The organism is Arthrobacter sp. 35W (assembly GCF_000482545.1).
GTDB lineage: Bacteria > Actinomycetota > Actinomycetes > Actinomycetales > Micrococcaceae > Specibacter.
On the sequence record NZ_KI519454.1, the window covers coordinates 1,693,048 to 1,708,984 of the forward strand.

Annotated in this window: 14 protein-coding genes; 6 read left to right on the forward strand and 8 right to left on the reverse strand. The window is 66.9% G+C overall.

What is annotated here, in order from left to right:
• Position 1 precedes the first annotated feature (1 nt).
• From sufC to K254_RS0107395, 6 genes are all read right to left on the reverse strand, one after another.
• Positions 2-769, reverse strand: coding sequence for a Fe-S cluster assembly ATPase SufC (gene sufC, locus K254_RS0107370; RefSeq protein ID WP_026554819.1), 768 nt, complete (start codon positions 767-769; stop codon positions 2-4).
• A 43-nt stretch (positions 770-812) separates the two neighbouring features.
• Positions 813-1,175, reverse strand: coding sequence for a non-heme iron oxygenase ferredoxin subunit (locus K254_RS0107375; protein WP_035749099.1), 363 nt, complete (start codon positions 1,173-1,175; stop codon positions 813-815).
• Positions 1,175-2,473: a Fe-S cluster assembly protein SufD gene (sufD, locus tag K254_RS0107380; protein WP_026554820.1), complete on the reverse strand. Its 1,299-nt coding sequence runs from the start codon at positions 2,471-2,473 to the stop codon at positions 1,175-1,177. The genes K254_RS0107375 and sufD overlap by 1 nt, the downstream gene beginning before the upstream one ends.
• Complete coding sequence (gene sufB, locus K254_RS0107385; protein ID WP_026554821.1) at positions 2,473-3,948, reverse strand: Fe-S cluster assembly protein SufB; 1,476 nt, start codon at positions 3,946-3,948, stop codon at positions 2,473-2,475. The genes sufD and sufB overlap by 1 nt, the downstream gene beginning before the upstream one ends.
• Positions 3,948-4,706, reverse strand: a complete 759-nt coding sequence (locus K254_RS0107390; RefSeq protein WP_026554822.1) for a helix-turn-helix transcriptional regulator — start codon at positions 4,704-4,706, stop codon at positions 3,948-3,950. Before K254_RS0107390 ends, sufB begins: the two co-directional genes overlap by 1 nt.
• Positions 4,707-4,820: 114 nt before the next feature.
• Positions 4,821-6,743: a penicillin-binding transpeptidase domain-containing protein gene (locus tag K254_RS0107395; RefSeq protein WP_026554823.1), complete on the reverse strand. Its 1,923-nt coding sequence runs from the start codon at positions 6,741-6,743 to the stop codon at positions 4,821-4,823.
• 80 nt (positions 6,744-6,823) lie between these two features.
• On the opposite strand from K254_RS0107395, the gene K254_RS0107400 reads away from it, so the two are divergent.
• Genes K254_RS0107400 through K254_RS0107410 form a run of 3 tightly spaced genes read left to right on the forward strand, consistent with a single transcriptional unit; the run spans position 6,824 to position 9,482 of the window.
• Positions 6,824-7,774, forward strand: coding sequence for an ABC transporter ATP-binding protein (locus K254_RS0107400; protein ID WP_026554824.1), 951 nt, complete (start codon positions 6,824-6,826; stop codon positions 7,772-7,774).
• Positions 7,771-8,535 (forward strand): ABC transporter permease, encoded by a 765-nt coding sequence (locus K254_RS0107405; protein ID WP_026554825.1) that lies wholly within the window; start codon positions 7,771-7,773, stop codon positions 8,533-8,535. Before K254_RS0107400 ends, K254_RS0107405 begins: the two co-directional genes overlap by 4 nt.
• Positions 8,536-8,540: 5 nt before the next feature.
• Positions 8,541-9,482 (forward strand): COX15/CtaA family protein, encoded by a 942-nt coding sequence (locus K254_RS0107410; RefSeq protein WP_051388957.1) that lies wholly within the window; start codon positions 8,541-8,543, stop codon positions 9,480-9,482.
• A 69-nt stretch (positions 9,483-9,551) separates the two neighbouring features.
• On the opposite strand, the gene K254_RS0107415 is transcribed toward K254_RS0107410, so the two are convergent.
• The gene (locus tag K254_RS0107415; RefSeq protein WP_026554827.1) at positions 9,552-10,208 is read right to left on the reverse strand and encodes a transmembrane-type terpene cyclase; all 657 of its coding nucleotides are present in this window, start codon (positions 10,206-10,208) and stop codon (positions 9,552-9,554) included.
• A 21-nt stretch (positions 10,209-10,229) separates the two neighbouring features.
• Positions 10,230-11,177, reverse strand: a complete 948-nt coding sequence (locus K254_RS0107420; protein WP_051388958.1) for a heme o synthase — start codon at positions 11,175-11,177, stop codon at positions 10,230-10,232.
• 406 nt (positions 11,178-11,583) lie between these two features.
• Between K254_RS0107420 and tkt the strand changes: the two genes are divergently transcribed.
• The 3 genes from tkt to K254_RS0107435 form a co-directional block, all read left to right on the forward strand.
• A complete protein-coding gene (gene tkt, locus K254_RS0107425; protein ID WP_026554829.1) occupies positions 11,584-13,701 on the forward strand; it encodes a transketolase in 2,118 nt (705 codons plus the stop codon).
• A gap of 43 nt (positions 13,702-13,744) precedes the next feature.
• On the forward strand, positions 13,745-14,866 hold the full coding sequence (gene tal, locus K254_RS0107430) for a transaldolase (RefSeq protein ID WP_026554830.1): 1,122 nt from the start codon (positions 13,745-13,747) through the stop codon (positions 14,864-14,866).
• Between the two features lie 3 nt (positions 14,867-14,869).
• Positions 14,870-15,937 (forward strand): glucose-6-phosphate isomerase (locus K254_RS0107435; RefSeq protein ID WP_026554831.1); only part of this gene is annotated, 1,068 nt, incomplete at its 3' end.

Below are 15,937 nucleotides of genomic sequence, written 5' to 3' on the forward strand. Positions count from 1 at the left end.
CCTAGGCCTGGGCTGCGTCTGCGGCCAGGTAGCGGTCGTAGCCCTCATCTTCGAGGCGGTCGGCGAGCTCGGGGCCGCCCTCCTCGGCGATGCGGCCGTCCACGAACACGTGGACGAAGTCCGGCTTGATGTAGCGCAGGATGCGGGTGTAGTGCGTGATGAGCAGAGTGCCCAGCTCGCTCTCCTCGGCGGCGCGGTTGACGCCCTCGGAGACAACCTTCAGTGCATCAACGTCCAGGCCGGAGTCGGTCTCGTCCAGCACGGCGAACTTCGGCTTGAAGAGCTCCAGCTGGAGGATCTCGTGGCGCTTCTTCTCGCCACCGGAGAAGCCTTCGTTGACGTTGCGCTGGGCGAACTCGGGCTCGATGCGCAGCTGCGCCATGGCGGCCTTGACGTCCTTGGTCCACGTGCGCAGTGCCGGGGCTTCGCCGTCAATGGCGGTCTTGGCGGTGCGCAGGAAGTTGGTCATGGTGACGCCGGGGATTTCCACCGGGTACTGCATGGCCAGGAACAAGCCCGCGCGGGCGCGCTCGTCCACGCTCATCGCGAGGACATCTTCGCCGTCGAGCGTGATGGAGCCGCTGTCCACGGTGTAGCGCGGGTGGCCGGCTATGGTGGAGGCCAGGGTGGACTTGCCGGAGCCGTTGGGGCCCATGATGGCGTGCGTCTCACCGGTGTTGATGGTCAGGCTGACACCCTTGAGGATGGGCTTGTTGCCCTGCTCGGTGTCGATGCTGACGAACAGATCCTTGATTTCCAGAGTAGACATACTCTTCATTTCTCCTTGAAATATACGTTCCGGGCGGCATCCCCTAGGGGGCGCCGACTCCGTTAAGAATGTTGGTGACGTCCACGAAGACGTCCTCGCCTTGGACTGTGAGCGCGTACACGGCCACCGGCTCGTAGGCCGGCAGCGTCAGCGGTTCCCCGCTGCGCAGATCAAAGGAACTGCCATGTGCCCAGCACTCGATGGTGCACCCTTCAACATCGCCTTCGCTGAGTGAAATCTCCGCGTGCGAGCAGATGTCCGCGATGGCGTGCAGGTCCCCTTCGGAATCCCGCACCACGGCGACCGGAACGTCACCGATCTCCACGCGGATTGCGCTCTTGACGCTCACATCAGAACTCTGGCAGACCACCTCGCCTGCCGGCGTTGCCTGGGGGGCTGCGCTCATCAGAGGACGCCTGCCGACAATTCCCGTTCCACAGCCTCGCGCAGACGCTCCTCCAGGGCGGGGACCTTGATCTGCTGGATGACCTCGTTCAGGAAGCCGCGGACCACCAGACGGCGGGCCACATCCTCCTGCATGCCACGGGACTGCAGGTAGAAGAGCTGCTCGTCGTCGAACCGGCCGGTGGCGCTGGCGTGGCCGGCACCCTCGATCAGACCCGTCTCGATCTCCAGGTTCGGCACGGAATCCGCGCGTGCACCCTGGGTCAGGATCAGGTTCCGGTTCATCTCGTACGTGTCGGTGCCCTCGGCCTCCTTGCGGATCAGCACATCGCCAACCCAGACCGTGTGGGCGCCGTCGCCCTGCAGTGCACCCTTGTAGGTGACGCGGGACTTGCACTTGGCCGCCGAGTGGTCGACGAACAGGCGCTGCTCGAAGTGCTGGCCGGCATCGGCGAAGTACAGGCCGTACATTTCCACGTCGCCGCCGGTGCCTGCGTAGCGGGCGGAGGGGGTGATGCGGACCAGGTCGCCACCGAGGTTGACCACGATGTGCTTGAACTTGGCGTCGCGGCCCACCTTGACCTGCTGCGAGGAAGCGTGCACGGCGTCGTCGTCCCAGTCCTGGATGCTGACAACCGTCAGCGCAGCACCGTCTTCGACGATCATTTCGACGTTCTCGCTCACCACTGCGGAACCGCGGTGGTCGAGGACGACGACGGCGGTGGAGAACTTCTTGGCGTGCACCAGGATGTGGCTGGCCGCCGGAGTGGAATCCACACCGGTGATGGTCAGCGTGGTGACGTCGTTCTCGTCAGCCGGAACGTGTTCGGCCGGGATGGTGACAACCGTGGCCTCGGCAAAGGCGCCCCAGGCGGCAGCGGACACGCGGTCCTCCGGGATGCCGGCGGTGCCGATGCGGGCATCGGTGCGGGCCACCGTCTCAACGGTGATGGCCTCGGACTTCTCCACGGTGATCTGCGGTGCAGCGCCGTCGAGCGCCACGCGGTCCAGGCCGCGCAGACGCTTCAGCGGGGTGAAGCGCCAGTCCTCTTCACGGCCGGTGATGGCCGGGAAGTCGGCGACGTTGTACGAAGTCAGGCGGCCGGCGCGCGAGCTGTCCGGAATGCCGACTCCGCCGCCGTGGCTGTGCGACTTGGTGGCTTCGCCTGCCAGCGGGGAGCTGGCGGGGTTGATCTCGGAGAGCTGCTCGCCCTCCTCGTTCATTCCGGCAATGCGGCGGACGTCACTGGCTGCGCTGGGCGCGCCAATGCGGGCTTTTTCTTCGGTGAGCTCAGTCATTAACCGACGGCCCCTTCCATCTGGAGTTCGATCAGGCGGTTGAGCTCAAGGGCGTACTCCATGGGCAGCTCGCGGGCGATCGGCTCAATGAAGCCGCGCACGATCATGGCCATGGCCTCGTCCTCGGGCATGCCGCGGGACATCAGGTAGAACAGCTGCTCCTCGGAGACGCGCGAGACGGTGGCCTCGTGGCCCATCGAGACGTCGTCCTCGCGGACGTCGACGTACGGGTACGTGTCGGAGCGGGAGATGTTGTCCACCAGCAGGGCGTCGCAGCGCACGGTGTTGGCCGAGTGCGTGGCACCCTCGCGGATCTGCACCAGACCGCGGTAGGCCGCGCGTCCGCCGCCACGGGCAACGGACTTGGAGATGATGGAGGACTTCGTGTTCGGGGCGATGTGGACCATCTTGGAACCGGTGTCCTGGTGCTGGCCCTCGCCAGCGAAGGCGACGGACAACGTCTCACCCTTGGCGTGCTCGCCCACGAGGTAGACGGCCGGGTACTTCATGGTGACCTTGGACCCGATGTTGCCATCGACCCACTCCATGGTGGCGCCCTCGTGTGCAATGGCACGCTTGGTGACCAGGTTGTACACGTTGTTGGACCAGTTCTGGATGGTGGTGTAGCGAACGCGGGCGTTCTTCTTCACCACGATCTCCACGACGGCGGAGTGCAGGGAGTCCGAGGTGTAGATCGGAGCCGTGCAGCCTTCGATGTAGTGGACGTAGCTGTCCTCGTCGGCGATGATGAGCGTGCGCTCAAACTGGCCCATGTTCTCCGTGTTGATGCGGAAGTAGGCCTGCAGCGGGATGTCCACGTGGACGCCCTTGGGGACGTAGACGAAGGATCCGCCGGACCAGGTGGCCGTGTTCAGCGAGGCGAACTTGTTGTCGCCCACCGGAATGATGGTGCCGAAGTACTCCTGGAAGAGCTCCGGGTGTTCGCGCAGCGCGGTGTCGGTGTCCAGGAAGATGACGCCCTGGGCTTCCAGATCCTCACGGATCTGGTGGTAGACAACCTCGGACTCGTACTGGGCGGCGACGCCGGAGACGAGGCGGTTGCGCTCGGCTTCCGGGATGCCCAGCTTCTCGTACGTGTTGCGGATGTCCTCGGGCAGCTCCTCCCAGGACGCGGCCTGCTTCTCCGTGGAACGCACAAAGTACTTGATGTTGTCGAAGTCGATGCCGGAGAGGTCTGCACCCCAGGTGGGCATGGGCTTGCGGTCGAAGTACTTCAGACCCTTCAGACGCAGGTCAAGCATCCACTGGGGCTCGTTCTTCTTGGCCGAGATGTCGCGGACGACCTCTTCGCTCAGACCGCGGCGGGCGTTGTCGCTCGCCTCGTTCTTGTCCGACCAGCCGAAAGCATAGTTGCCTAGGCCCTCCAGCTCAGGGTTTCGTTCGAGGATGTCGTGGTTGATGGTGTCCTGGACAGCCGTCCCCGCGCCTACATCCTGCGCTAGTTGATCCGTCATCACGGCCTTTCTTGTGAATGGTTGGAAGTCGTCGAAGTATCAGGGTTTGTTGTCTTGCTGCCGGACCTGCCGGTGGGGATGTGCGTGGTGCACACATGCCCGCCGCTGGCCAGGGTGGAAAGCCGGCGCACATCGGTGCCCAGCAGCCGGGAGAAAACGGCCGTCTCGGCGTCGCAGAACTGCGGAAAGCTGGTGGCCAGTTCCTGCACGGGGCAGTGGGCCTGGCACAGTTGTTCGGCGGCCAGGGTGGCGGTGAAGCTGAAGCTGGCCGAAGAGGCCACGAAGCCATCGCCGCTCAGGGCTGTGGCGAGGGCCTTGGACCGTGCCGTGATGTCATCGCCGGCGGCATCCACGATGGGCCGGTAGTCCTCTTCCATCTTGGCGAAGCGCTGCTCGGCAAAGGCCGTGATGGCCGCCTCGCCGCCGGTCTCGGCCAGCTGCGTGAGGGCGGTGCGGGCGATGTCGAGGTAGTCGTTGCCCATGGCCGACTGGCCGCGGCGCGAGAGGACGTAGCGGCGGGCCGGGCGGCCGGCGCCGGAACGTGCATTGCCGACCAGCTTGACCTCGATCACGCCATTGCGGTCCAGGGTGTCAAGGTGGCGGCGGACGGCGGCCGGGGTCAAACCCAGCAGCTTGCCCAGCTGCGCGGCGCTGATCGGGCCGTGCTCCAGCACGGCGCTGCGGACGCGGTCGCGGGTGCGTTCGTCGGCGTCAACGGGCGGCATCGTGGCAGCGTCGGCTGCATGTGTTTCGCTCATGAACACCTCCTCGGTGGCGCAGTGGTAGTGCAATTACAATAAACAACACAATTATGACGTAATTTACTCCCCTTAACCAGTAAGGTGAGCCTTTCCACTGGGAACGCCACCGTGCTAGCCCCCCGCGCCCGCGAGGAAGGCCTTCATCAGCGGCCCTCCGGTGACCGAGCCAAAGCCACCATCTTCGACAAAGACGGCGACGGCGAGGTCGCCCTTGGCGGCGATGATCCAGGCATGGGTCTTCAAGGGTGTGTCGTTGCCGTATTCCGCCGTCCCCGTCTTCGCCAGCACCGGGGCGCCGGGCAGATCGGCCAGGATTCCAATGTGCCCGCTGGTGACCACGGCCCGCATCATGTCCTGCAGCTGTGCGGCCTCGGCCGCGGACAGCGCCGGGCCCGCGGCAACCGCCGTGGAGGCGGCGGCCGTTCCCGTGGGGGCGGCGGCCGACGGCTTGGCGGCACCCAGTGCCACGAGAGTGGGCGAGACCAGGGATCCCTTGGCCACGGAGGCCGCAACTGTGGCAATGGCCAGCGGTGACACCAGGACTTCGCCCTGGCCGATCATGGCCGCGGCGTGTGCCGGGCCCGTGGCGCTGGTGGGCACCGCACCGAAGAACGCAGCAGTTCCCAGCGGGGACTCAACACCGAGCCCGAGCGAAGACGCGGCCGAGGCCAGATCCGACTGCGCCACGGTGTCTCGGGCGCCGATGAAGACCGTGTTGCACGAGTGCGCAAACCCGTCGCGGAGCGGTATGGCACCCAGGTGGGCGGCCGGATAGGTGCCGGCGTTCTTGAAGATTTTTCCGTCAACGTTCAGCTCCGCGGGGCACTGGACGATGCTGTCCGGGGTGGATCCCTTGCGCAGCATGGCCAGCGACGTGGCGACCTTGAAGGTGGACCCCGGAGCGTACTGGCCCAGAAGTGCCGTGTTGTAGCCGTTGCTGCCCGGTGAACTGGCAGCGGCCACCACGGCGCCGGTGGAGGGCCGGATGGCCACGATGGCCGCCGCCGAGGCCTCGTCCTTGAGGGTGTCCTCGGCCAGCGTCTGCAGCTTCGCGTTCAGAGTGGTGGCCAGCGCAGTTCCGCCCACGGGCGCGCTGGTGAACAAGGGGACGGTGGTGCCGTCGGCGGCCTTCTTGTAAACGGCCGCGCCGTCCATTCCGCGCAGTTGCTTGTCGTATTCGCGCTGCAGGCCGGACAGGCCGGTTTCATCGCCGGCGCCGAGGGCGCCGCCGGAGGACTCGACAAGCTCCGCCGTCGCCTCCCCCACCGTGCCCAGGATGGGCCGGGCAAAGGTGCGCGTGGGGGCCAGCGGCAGGGTGCCCGGCAGCGCCGCCCCGCCGGGGATCGCCTTGACGGCGCCATCGGTGACGGTGCGGGAGGCATCATCGCGCATCACCAGGGCCTCGACAAAGGCTGCAGGCCCGGCGGCAGCGACCTGCGCGGCGTAGGCATCGGAGTCCAGCTCGAGAAGGGCCGCCAGCGCCTTGGCGGAAGCTGGCGCGGTGGCGGCATCCACGTGGGACTTGTCGATGCCCACATGGACCACCGGGCGGTTGGTGACGAGCACCTCGCCGCCATCCCCCAGAATGTCCCCGCGCTTGGGCGTATTGCGCCGGACGGACAGGACATCGCCGTCAGCGAAGCCGGGAAGCAGCAGATCCGCCCGCCAGGCCACGTGCCAGGCACCGTCGCGGCGCTCCAGGTGTGCGGTGGTGGAGTACTTCCAGCTATCGGCGCCGAACGGCCAGGCCACCTCCAGATTGGCCGTACCGGCGTTGTCCTTCACGGCGACGGATTCGACGTCGACGGTCGGCTTGATCCCGGAGGCTCCCTTGGTGGCGGCGGCCAGCGCGGCGGTCTTGGCCTGTGGCTCCCCATCGGTGAAGCCGATCGAGTCGACATTGAGCGTGGACAATCCGGTGGCCAGCGAGTCCGCGGCGGTTCTGGCACCTGCAGCGCCGTCGTCGCACCCCGTCAGCGCGGCGGCAAAGACAACAACGGACAAGGCGGTGGCCAGCGATTTGATTTTCCCCATGGTCCATTATGTTGGCCGCCGGCACCAAGGCCGAAATGCACCACGGCACCAGCGTGTACTACCTCGCGTAGAATACGACTGTGCCAGAATCCCCCGCCCTCATCATTGACGGCCTCATCAAAGACGTTGGCCCCGTCGCCGCACTGGATGGGCGCATGAAGCGCGTCGTCGCCGGCGTCAGCCTGACCGCCCGCCGCGGCCACGTCACAGCCCTCCTCGGCGCCAACGGTGCCGGCAAGACCACCACCATCGAATGCGCCCAGGGTCTGCAGCACCGCACCGGCGGGAACATCACCCTGCTCGGCGAGGATCCGCAGACCGCAGGGGCCGCGCTGCGCGCCCGTGTCGGCGTCATGCTCCAGGACGGCGGCCTGCCGCCGTCGGCCCGCCCCGTCCCGCTGCTGCGCCATGTGGCCAGCATGTACGAGAACCCGCGTTCGGTTGATGCACTGGTGGAGCGGCTGGGCATTTCCGCCTTCGCCGACACCACCATCCGCCGGCTCTCCGGCGGCCAGAAGCAGCGCGTGGCACTTGCGGCGGCGCTGGTGGGCAACCCAGAGGTCCTGTTCCTCGACGAGCCCAGCGCCGGGCTGGATCCGCAATCGCGCCTGATGGTCTTCGAGCTGATCCGTGAACTGCGCAGCCAGGGCCTGGCGATCATCCTGACCACCCACCTGCTGGACGATGCCCAGAAGCTGGCTGACTACGTCTACATCATCGACGCCGGGGAAACCGTGGCGTCGGGCACCGTCGCGGAGCTGCTGAGCGAGGCCAGCACCACACAGGCCCACCGCTCGCTCGTCTTCGAAGGGCCCGCCGGGCTGCTGCCCTCGCCCGCCCTGCGCAGCGAGCTGCTTCTGGTGGAAACCCGCCCGGGCAGCTACACGGTCACGGGCCCCCTGGAGCCAGCGGATCTGCTTGCCCTCAGCACGTGGTGGGCTGCGGAGGGCATCATGCCCACCTCCCTCCACCTGGCCTCGCGTTCGCTGGAGGACGTCTTCCTGGCCGTATCCGGAACGGAGCTGCGATGAGCGCCCCCACCATGCCGACGTCGACGCCGGCCACCCTCGGCCGGCGGATCCTGCGCCAGGGCCGCTATGAAACCCTGACCATGCTCCGCAACGGCGAGCAGTTGATCCTGGCGATTGTGCTGCCGCTGATGGCCTTGGTGGCCCTTTCTGCGCTGCCGCTGCTGGACGACATGGGCGCGAGCCGGGTGGATCTGGCCACCCCCGGCGTGCTGGCCCTGTGCGCCATGTCCACGGCCTTCACCGGCCAGGGCATCGCCACCGGCTTCGACCGCCGCTACGGGGTGCTGCGCTTCCTGTCCACCACACCGCTGGGCAAGGCCGGGCTGATTGCCGGCAAGGTGCTGGCCGTGCTGGCCGTACTGGTCATCCAGGCCGCCATCGTGTCGGTGGCGGCGCTGTTCCTGGGCTGGAGCCCGGAACCGGCGGGCCTGGCCCTCGGCGCCGGCGTGCTGGTGCTGGGCGCCATTTCCTTTACCGCGCTGGGCCTGCTCATCGCCGGCACCGTCCGCCCCGAGGCCACCCTGGCCATCACCAACCTCGTGTGGATCCTCTTTGGCGCGCTGGGCGGCATCGTCCTGCCGGCCAGCCGGCTTCCGGCCTGGCTGGAGGACACCGTGGGCTGGCTGCCCTCCGGCGCCCTGGGCGGTGCCATGCGCGAGGCACTGGTCTTCGGCCAGGTGGATGTTTTTGCAATTGTCATTCTGCTGGGCTGGTCGCTGCTGGCTTCCCTGGCTGCCATCCGTTGGTTCAAGTGGAGTTGAAATCCGTGAGCGATACCCATCCTTCCCCCACCGCCCTGTCGCGGTTCACGAGCAAGCTCCCCACGAGCGTGAACGGCACCATCCGCAAGCTCTCCGTGGCGTCGCTGATCGGCCAGTCGGTGCTGATCGTCACAGGTGCCGCCGTCCGGCTCACCGCCTCGGGCCTGGGCTGCCCCACCTGGCCCAAGTGCACCGACGGTTCGCTGGTCAACACGCCGGAAATGGGCATCCACGGCATCATCGAGTTCGGCAACCGCACGCTGACGTTTGCGCTGGCCCTGGTGGCCGGCCTGATGCTGGTGTTCCTGTGGAATCTGCGCAAGGAACGCAAGGATCTGTTCTGGCTGGCCTTCGGCCTGCTGGCCAGCATCCCGGTCCAGGCCGTCATCGGCGGCCTGTCCGTGCTGACCGGGCTGAACCCGTGGGTGGTCAGCCTGCACTTCCTGGTCTCCGCCGCACTGGTGGTCTTCTCCATGCTGCTGGTCAATAGGACCTTCGGCCGCACCGGCCTGGCTTCCACGGCCACCGGACCGGTCGTCTCCAAGACCGTCCGCCAGCTGACAGCCGTCGCCGCTGCCTGCAGCGGCCTCGCCGTCATTCTGGGAACCGTGGTCACCGGCTCCGGCCCCCACGCCGGCGACGCCGATGCCCCGCGCAACGGGTTGGATCCGGACCTCATCACGCGCGTCCATGTTCTGCCGGTGTACCTGCTGGTCATCAGCTCCGTCATCGTGCTGGTCCTGCTGTGGCGCCGCGGGTCCGGGGACGCGCTGCGCGCCGGAGCGATGCTGTTGGTTGGCGCCGTCGTCTTCCAGGGCGCCATTGGCTACGCCCAGCACTTCACCGGGCTTCCGCCGCTGCTGGTGGGCCTGCACATGCTCGGCTCGGCCCTGCTGCTGGCCGCCGGCACCAATCTGGCCGATCTGGTCTTCCGCCGCAAGGCCTGATCCACCGCTGCACCTTTGAGGGGCGTCCACCACACGGTGGGCGCCCCTCGTGCGTGCGAAGCGTGGGGCTCAGCGCACCGCCAGTGAAGGGTCGGGGGCGGACCCAAAGGCGGCCGGCCGCGCCCTGGCCCAGAGCAGCAGGGCAATGTAGGCCAGGTCGAAGAGGCTGCAGAGCAATCCAATGCCCAGGATGAACGGCGAGTCCGCGTACACGCCGAACAGCAGCGTCGGCGCCAGCGTTCCCAACCACTTGGCCACCGCAATGAGCAGCGACTGGCCGCGCGGCCCCTGGCGCGCCACGAACATGGCAATGAACAGCCCGGACATCAGCAGGTTCTGCAGGAACGCCGAGTACTTCGCCGAGGCGGCTGGGCCGAACTCGGCAAGGAACAGCCATTGGACGGCGAAGGAAGCGCCCACGAGTCCGATCCCCCAGAGGGCGAAAAGCCAGGCTGGAATAAACCGGGGCAGCTCCGCCCGGCCAAACCGCAGGAACGTAAAGATTACGACGACGTCGGCCAACGCCCAGATGAGGTTGATGTACCCCTGCAGGCCGGGGTTTGCCGAGGCAAGGTCATGAATGGAGTAGATCCATTCCCAGGCAAAGTTGAGCCCGAGGGCCGCGGCGGGGATGGCATAGGTCCGCTGGCGGAAGCCCAGACGGATGGCCTCGATGTACACAATGGTCCAGGCGAGGCCGCTGAGGGCCGTGAGGAAGAGTTGCACAGGCCCAGAGTACGCCGGGCATCAGCCCATCAGTGGGGATCCAACGAAGGGGTCCACGGCCAGGGCCAGGAAGATCAGCGTCAGGTAGCTGATCGAGCCATGGAAGACCTTCATCGCACCCTTCTTCGTGATCTCGTTCTCCTTGGCGCTGTTGTACAGCTTGTGCGCCTCGAAGAGGAACCACACGCCGGAGGCCGCGGCCACCACCGTGTAGACGATCCCGGCGTTGCCCAGCGGGATCAGCAGCAGCGAGCAGGCCACCATGGCCCAGGTGTACAGGACCACCTGGACGGCAACGATGCGTGAACCGGCGACGGCGCCGAGCATCGGCACCTTGGCCGCGTTGTAGTCGTCGCTGTAGCGCATCGACAGCGGCCAGTAGTGCGGCGGCGTCCACAGGAAGATGATCATGAAGAGGATGATGGCCGGCCACTCGACGGTGTTGGTCACGGCGGCCCAGGCGATGAGCACGGGCATGCAGCCCGCGGCCCCGCCCCAGACGATGTTCTGCGAGGTGCGGCGCTTGAGGATCAGCGAGTAGACCACCACATAGAGGAAGATTGCGACGACGCCCAGGATGCCGGAGAGCGGGTTGGCGCCGAACCAAAGCACCGCCACGGAGACTACGGCCAGGATCCAGGCAAAGACGAGGGCCTCGCGCGGCGTCACGGCACCGGTGACCAGCGGGCGGTTTTCCGTCCGGTGCATCACCTTGTCGATGTCGCGGTCGATGTAGCAGTTGAAGGCTCCGGCACTGCCGGCGGCCAAAGCACCGCCAACCATGGTGGCCACCATCAGCCAAATGTCCGGAATGGCGCGGGCCGCAAAAAACATGGTCGGCAGCGTGGTGACCAGCAGAAGTTCAATGACCCGGGGTTTGGTCAATGCCACATAGGCCTTGGCCTTGCCGGAAAAGCCGAGCCGGCTTCCCGCTTCCACCGGGGCTGCCGGCTTATGAGTTGCGCTCACGTAAGTGTCACCATGTTCCGTACTTGAAGTTTGCCTGCCGGCACGGTCCCCATCCCGGCGGCGGCCCGCAAGGGCGGCCGGTGTGGCACGTGCGCGCGGAACCAAATCCGCTCTTCTATCATACCCGTCCGCCGGGGGCCACCATGCCGCCGTGCCTCGGCGTGCATTTGAACATATTGCTTTCCGACCGGCCGGTTGTTACAAAAAAACACCTATTGCAACCCCATTGACACCCGTACGATTTGGTGCAGCCGGTTGCCTATGGGACTAAGCTGGGACGCAAGTTTTGTTTCAACGGTGAGCGGCAGAATCCGAGGGCACATTACGCCCTTTGGACGTTCTATAAACGTGCGCCCATTTTTGCCGCCCGCCTTACCCAATTGAGAGGGCCCGGTAAGTGTCACATCTGGAATCACAAGAATTGTCCTGGACTACTGCCGACCAGCGTGCGGTGGACACCGCACGAGTTCTGGCCGCAGATGCAGTCGAAAAAGTTGGCAACGGCCACCCCGGCACCGCGATGTCCCTGGCTCCAGCCGCCTACCTTCTCTTCCAGAAGCTGATGCGCCATGACCCGTCCGATCCCCACTGGATCGGCCGCGACCGTTTCATCCTTTCCCCCGGCCACACCTCGCTGACGCTGTACGTGCAGCTCTTCCTCTCCGGCTACGGCCTGGAGCTGGGCGACCTGCAGGCCCTGCGCACCTGGGGCTCGCTGACCCCCGGCCACCCGGAGTACAAGCACACCAAGGGTGTCGAGATCACCACCGGCCCGCTCGGCCAGGGCCTGGCGTCCTCCGTGGGCTTCGCCTACTCCCAGCGCCGCCTGCGCGGCCTTCTGGACGCCGACGCCGCCGCAGGCACCAGCCCGTTCGACCACACCATCTGGGTCATCGCCTCCGACGGCGACCTCCAGGAGGGTGTCACCTCCGAGGCCTGCTCGCTGGCCGGCCACCAGGAGCTGGGCAACATGGTGGTCCTGTACGACCAGAACCACATCTCCATCGAAGATGACACCAACATCTCCTACTCCGAAGACGTCCTCAAGCGCTACGAGGCCTACGGCTGGGACGTCCAGCGCGTTGACTGGACCAAGACCGGCGAGTACGTCGAGGACATTGCAGAGCTGTACACGGCGCTGCTGAAGGCCAAGGCCGAGACCTCCAAGCCGTCCATCATCTCCCTGCGCACCGTGATCGGCTTCCCGTCGCCCACCAAGCAGAACACCGGCAAGATCCACGGTTCCGCCCTGGGCGGTGCCGAGGTGGCAGCACTGAAGACCGCACTCGGCTTCGACCCGGAGCAGTCCTTCGAGGTTGACCCGGCCGTGCTGGCCCACGCCCGCGAGGTAGTTGAGCGCGGCGCCGCCGCCCACAGCGACTGGAACACCGGCTTCGAGGCCTGGAAGTCCGCCAACGCCGACGCCGCTGCCCTGCTGGAGCGCATCGAGGCCCGCGAGCTGCCCGCCGGTTGGGACGAGGCACTGCCCGCCTTCGCCGCCGGCAAGGATGTCTCCACCCGTGCCGCCTCCGGCAAGGTCCTCAACGCCATCGGTCCGGTGCTGCCGGAACTGTGGGGCGGCTCCTGCGACCTCGCGGAGTCGAACAACACCACGATCGAGGGTTCGCCGTCGTTCATCCCGGCCTCCAAGCAGACCGACTCCTGGTCCGGCGGCCCCTACGGCCGTGTGCTGCACTTCGGCATCCGCGAGCACGCTGCCGCGTCCATCGTGAACGGCATCCACCTGGCCGGCCCGACGCGCGCCTTCTCGGGCACGTTCCTGATCTTCTCGGACTACCAGCGCCCGGCCATCCGCCTGGGCGCCCTGATGGGCGTTCCCTCCATCTACGTGTGGACCCACGACTCCATCGGTCTGGGCGAAGACGGCCCCACCCACCAGCCGGTGGAGCAGCTCTCCTCGCTGCGTGCCATCCCGGGCCTGGACGTGGTCCGCCCCGGCGATGCCAATGAGGTTTCCCAGGCCTGGAAGTCCATCCTGGAGAACACCTCCAACCCGGCCGGCATCGTGCTGACCCGCCAGAACATCCCCACGTACGACCGTGCCGAGGGTGCTGCCACGGCGGAGCTCTTCGGTTCCGCCACCGGTGTGGCCAAGGGCGGCTACGTGCTAGCCGAGTCCACCGCCGACGGCGCCGTTGTCGCCCCGCAGGTGCTGCTGATCGCCACCGGCTCCGAGGTCCAGCTGGCCGTTGACGCCCGCGAGGCACTGCAGGCCGAGGGCATCGCCACCCGCGTCATCTCGATGCCGTGCGTGGAGTGGTTCAACGCCCAGTCCGCCGAGTACAAGGAATCCGTCCTCCCGGCCGCCGTCAAGGCCCGCGTCTCCGTTGAGGCCGGCCTGGCCCTGGGCTGGCGCGAGTTCGTCGGCGACGCCGGCCGTTCCATCTCCCTGGAGCACTTCGGCGCCTCGGCAGACTACAAGCGCCTCTTCCAGGAGTTCGGCATCACCACCGAGGCCGTCACGGCCGCGGCCAAGGATTCCCTCTCCGCTGCCACGGCCTAGCCGCGGCTCCTTCGACAGCTTCGACACAAAGGAAAAAAGAGCAATGACTAGTTCAACCCCCACCGCGCAGCTCTCTGCCGCCGGCGTTTCCATCTGGCTTGACGATCTCTCCCGGGACCGCCTCACCAGTGGCAGCCTGCAGAACCTGATCGACACGAAGAACGTTGTTGGCGTCACCACCAACCCGTCCATCTTCGAGGCCGCCATCACCAAGGGCGAGTCCTACAAGGGTCAGCTGACGGAACTGGCAGCCGCCGGCGCCAACGCCGAGACCGCCGTCTTCGAGATCACCACCGCCGATGTGGCAGATGGCTGCGACCTGTTCGCCGCCATCTCCGAGTCCTCCAAGGGTGTCGACGGCCGCGTCTCCATCGAGGTGGACCCCCGCAAGGCCTGGGACACCGAGGGCACCATCGCCGAGGCCAAGCGCCTCTACGCGAAGGTTGACCGCAAGAACGTCTACATCAAGATCCCGGCCACCCTGGAAGGCCTGGAGGCCATCACGGCCACCATCGCCGCCGGCATCAGCGTCAACGTCACGCTGATCTTCTCGCTGGAGCGCTACCGCGCAGTCATCAACGCGTTCCAGACCGGTCTGGAGCAGGCCAAGGCCAACGGCCACGACCTCTCCACCATCCACTCCGTGGCCTCCTTCTTCGTCTCCCGCGTGGATTCCGAGATCGATGCCCGCCTGAACGCCCTGGGCACGGATGCCGCCCTGGCCCTGAAGGGCAAGGCCGGTCTGGCCAACGCCCGTCTGGCCTACCAGGTCTTCGAGGAGCAGTTCTCCAACGAGCGCTGGGCCGTGCTGGCCGAGGCCGGCGCCCTGCCGCAGCGTGCCCTGTGGGCCTCCACCGGCGTGAAGGACCCGGCCCTGCCGGACACCCTGTACGTCACGGGCCTCGTTGCCGCCAACGTGGTCAACACCATGCCGGAGAAGACCCTGGATGCCACCTTCGACCACGGCGTGGTCACCGGTGACACCATCACCGGCACCTACGACGAGTCCAACGCCGTTCTGAACGAGCTGGAAGGCCTGGGCGTCTCCTACAACGACGTCGTCGCCAAGCTCGAGTCCGAGGGCCTGGAGAAGTTCGTGGCAAGCTGGCAGGAACTCCTGGACCACGTCCAGGACGCCCTTAACGCCGTGGCTGCGAAGGCCTAGTCCATGGCATCGATGTCGTTTGTGGCGACGGGCGCTGCCCTCGCCGCCGTAGAGAAGCACGTTGACGCGCTGGTGGCGGATTCCGTCGCTTCGCGCCTGTTCGCCAAGGACGCCACCCTGTGGGGTCCGGAGGCTGAAGCTGAATCGGCCATTCGTCTGGGTTGGGTGGAGGCCGCAGAGGTCTCCGAGGACCTCCCGGAGGAGATTGCAGCGCTGAAGGCAGAGCTCGCCGCCGACGGCATCGACCACATTGTGTTGTGCGGCATGGGCGGCTCCTCGCTGGCACCGGAGGTCATTACGGCCACCGCCGGCGTGGAGCTGACCGTGCTGGACAGCACCGATCCCACCCAGGTCCGCGCCGCTGTGTCGGACCGCCTGGAGCGCACCGCCGTCGTGGTGTCCTCCAAGTCCGGCTCGACGCTGGAAACGGACTCGCAGCGCCGCATCTTCGAGGCGGAGTTCACCGCCGCGGGGATCGATGCCGCGTCGCGCATCATCATCGTCACCGATCCCGGCTCCCCGCTGGATGCCGCATCGCGTGAGGCCGGCTACCGCCGGATCTTCAATGCGGATCCCAATGTGGGCGGGCGCTACTCAGCGCTGACGGCGTTTGGCCTGGTGCCCTCGGGCCTGGCCGGCGCCGATGTCGCCGGACTGCTCGACGACGCCGATCTGGCCAGCGAGATCCTCCGCGAGGATGCCCGCGAGAACATCGGCCTGCACCTGGCCGCCGTCCTCGGTGGCACGCACCCGCTGCGCAACAAGATCGTCATCGTCGATGAGGGTTCGGGCATTGTCGGCTTTGCCGACTGGGCCGAGCAGCTCATTGCCGAGTCCACGGGCAAGCTGGGCACGGGCGTTCTGCCCGTCGTGGCCGCCCCCAACTCCCCCGAGACCACCTCCGGTGCCGCCGATGTTCTGGTGGTCCGTCTGGTCTCCGAGGACGCCGACATCGAGCTCGCCGAGAACGAAGTTGCCATTTCCGGCAGCCTCGGCGCGCAGATGATGGTGTGGGAGTTCGCCACGGCCGTTGCCGGCCGCCTGCTGGGCATCAACCCCTTCGACCAGCCG

Excerpts from the sequence above, each read along its gene's own strand:
- sufC (WP_026554819.1), bottom strand. The coding sequence starts at position 769 with ATGTCTACTCTGGAAATCAAGGATCTGTTCGTCAGCATCGACACCGAG.
- K254_RS0107375 (WP_035749099.1), bottom strand. The coding sequence starts at position 1,175 with ATGAGCGCAGCCCCCCAGGCAACGCCGGCAGGCGAGGTGGTCTGCCAG.
- sufD (WP_026554820.1), bottom strand. The coding sequence starts at position 2,473 with ATGACTGAGCTCACCGAAGAAAAAGCCCGCATTGGCGCGCCCAGCGCA.
- sufB (WP_026554821.1), bottom strand. The coding sequence starts at position 3,948 with ATGACGGATCAACTAGCGCAGGATGTAGGCGCGGGGACGGCTGTCCAG.
- K254_RS0107390 (WP_026554822.1), bottom strand. The coding sequence starts at position 4,706 with ATGAGCGAAACACATGCAGCCGACGCTGCCACGATGCCGCCCGTTGAC.
- K254_RS0107395 (WP_026554823.1), bottom strand. The coding sequence starts at position 6,743 with ATGGGGAAAATCAAATCGCTGGCCACCGCCTTGTCCGTTGTTGTCTTT.
- K254_RS0107405 (WP_026554825.1), top strand. The coding sequence starts at position 7,771 with ATGAGCGCCCCCACCATGCCGACGTCGACGCCGGCCACCCTCGGCCGG.
- tal (WP_026554830.1), top strand. The coding sequence starts at position 13,745 with ATGACTAGTTCAACCCCCACCGCGCAGCTCTCTGCCGCCGGCGTTTCC.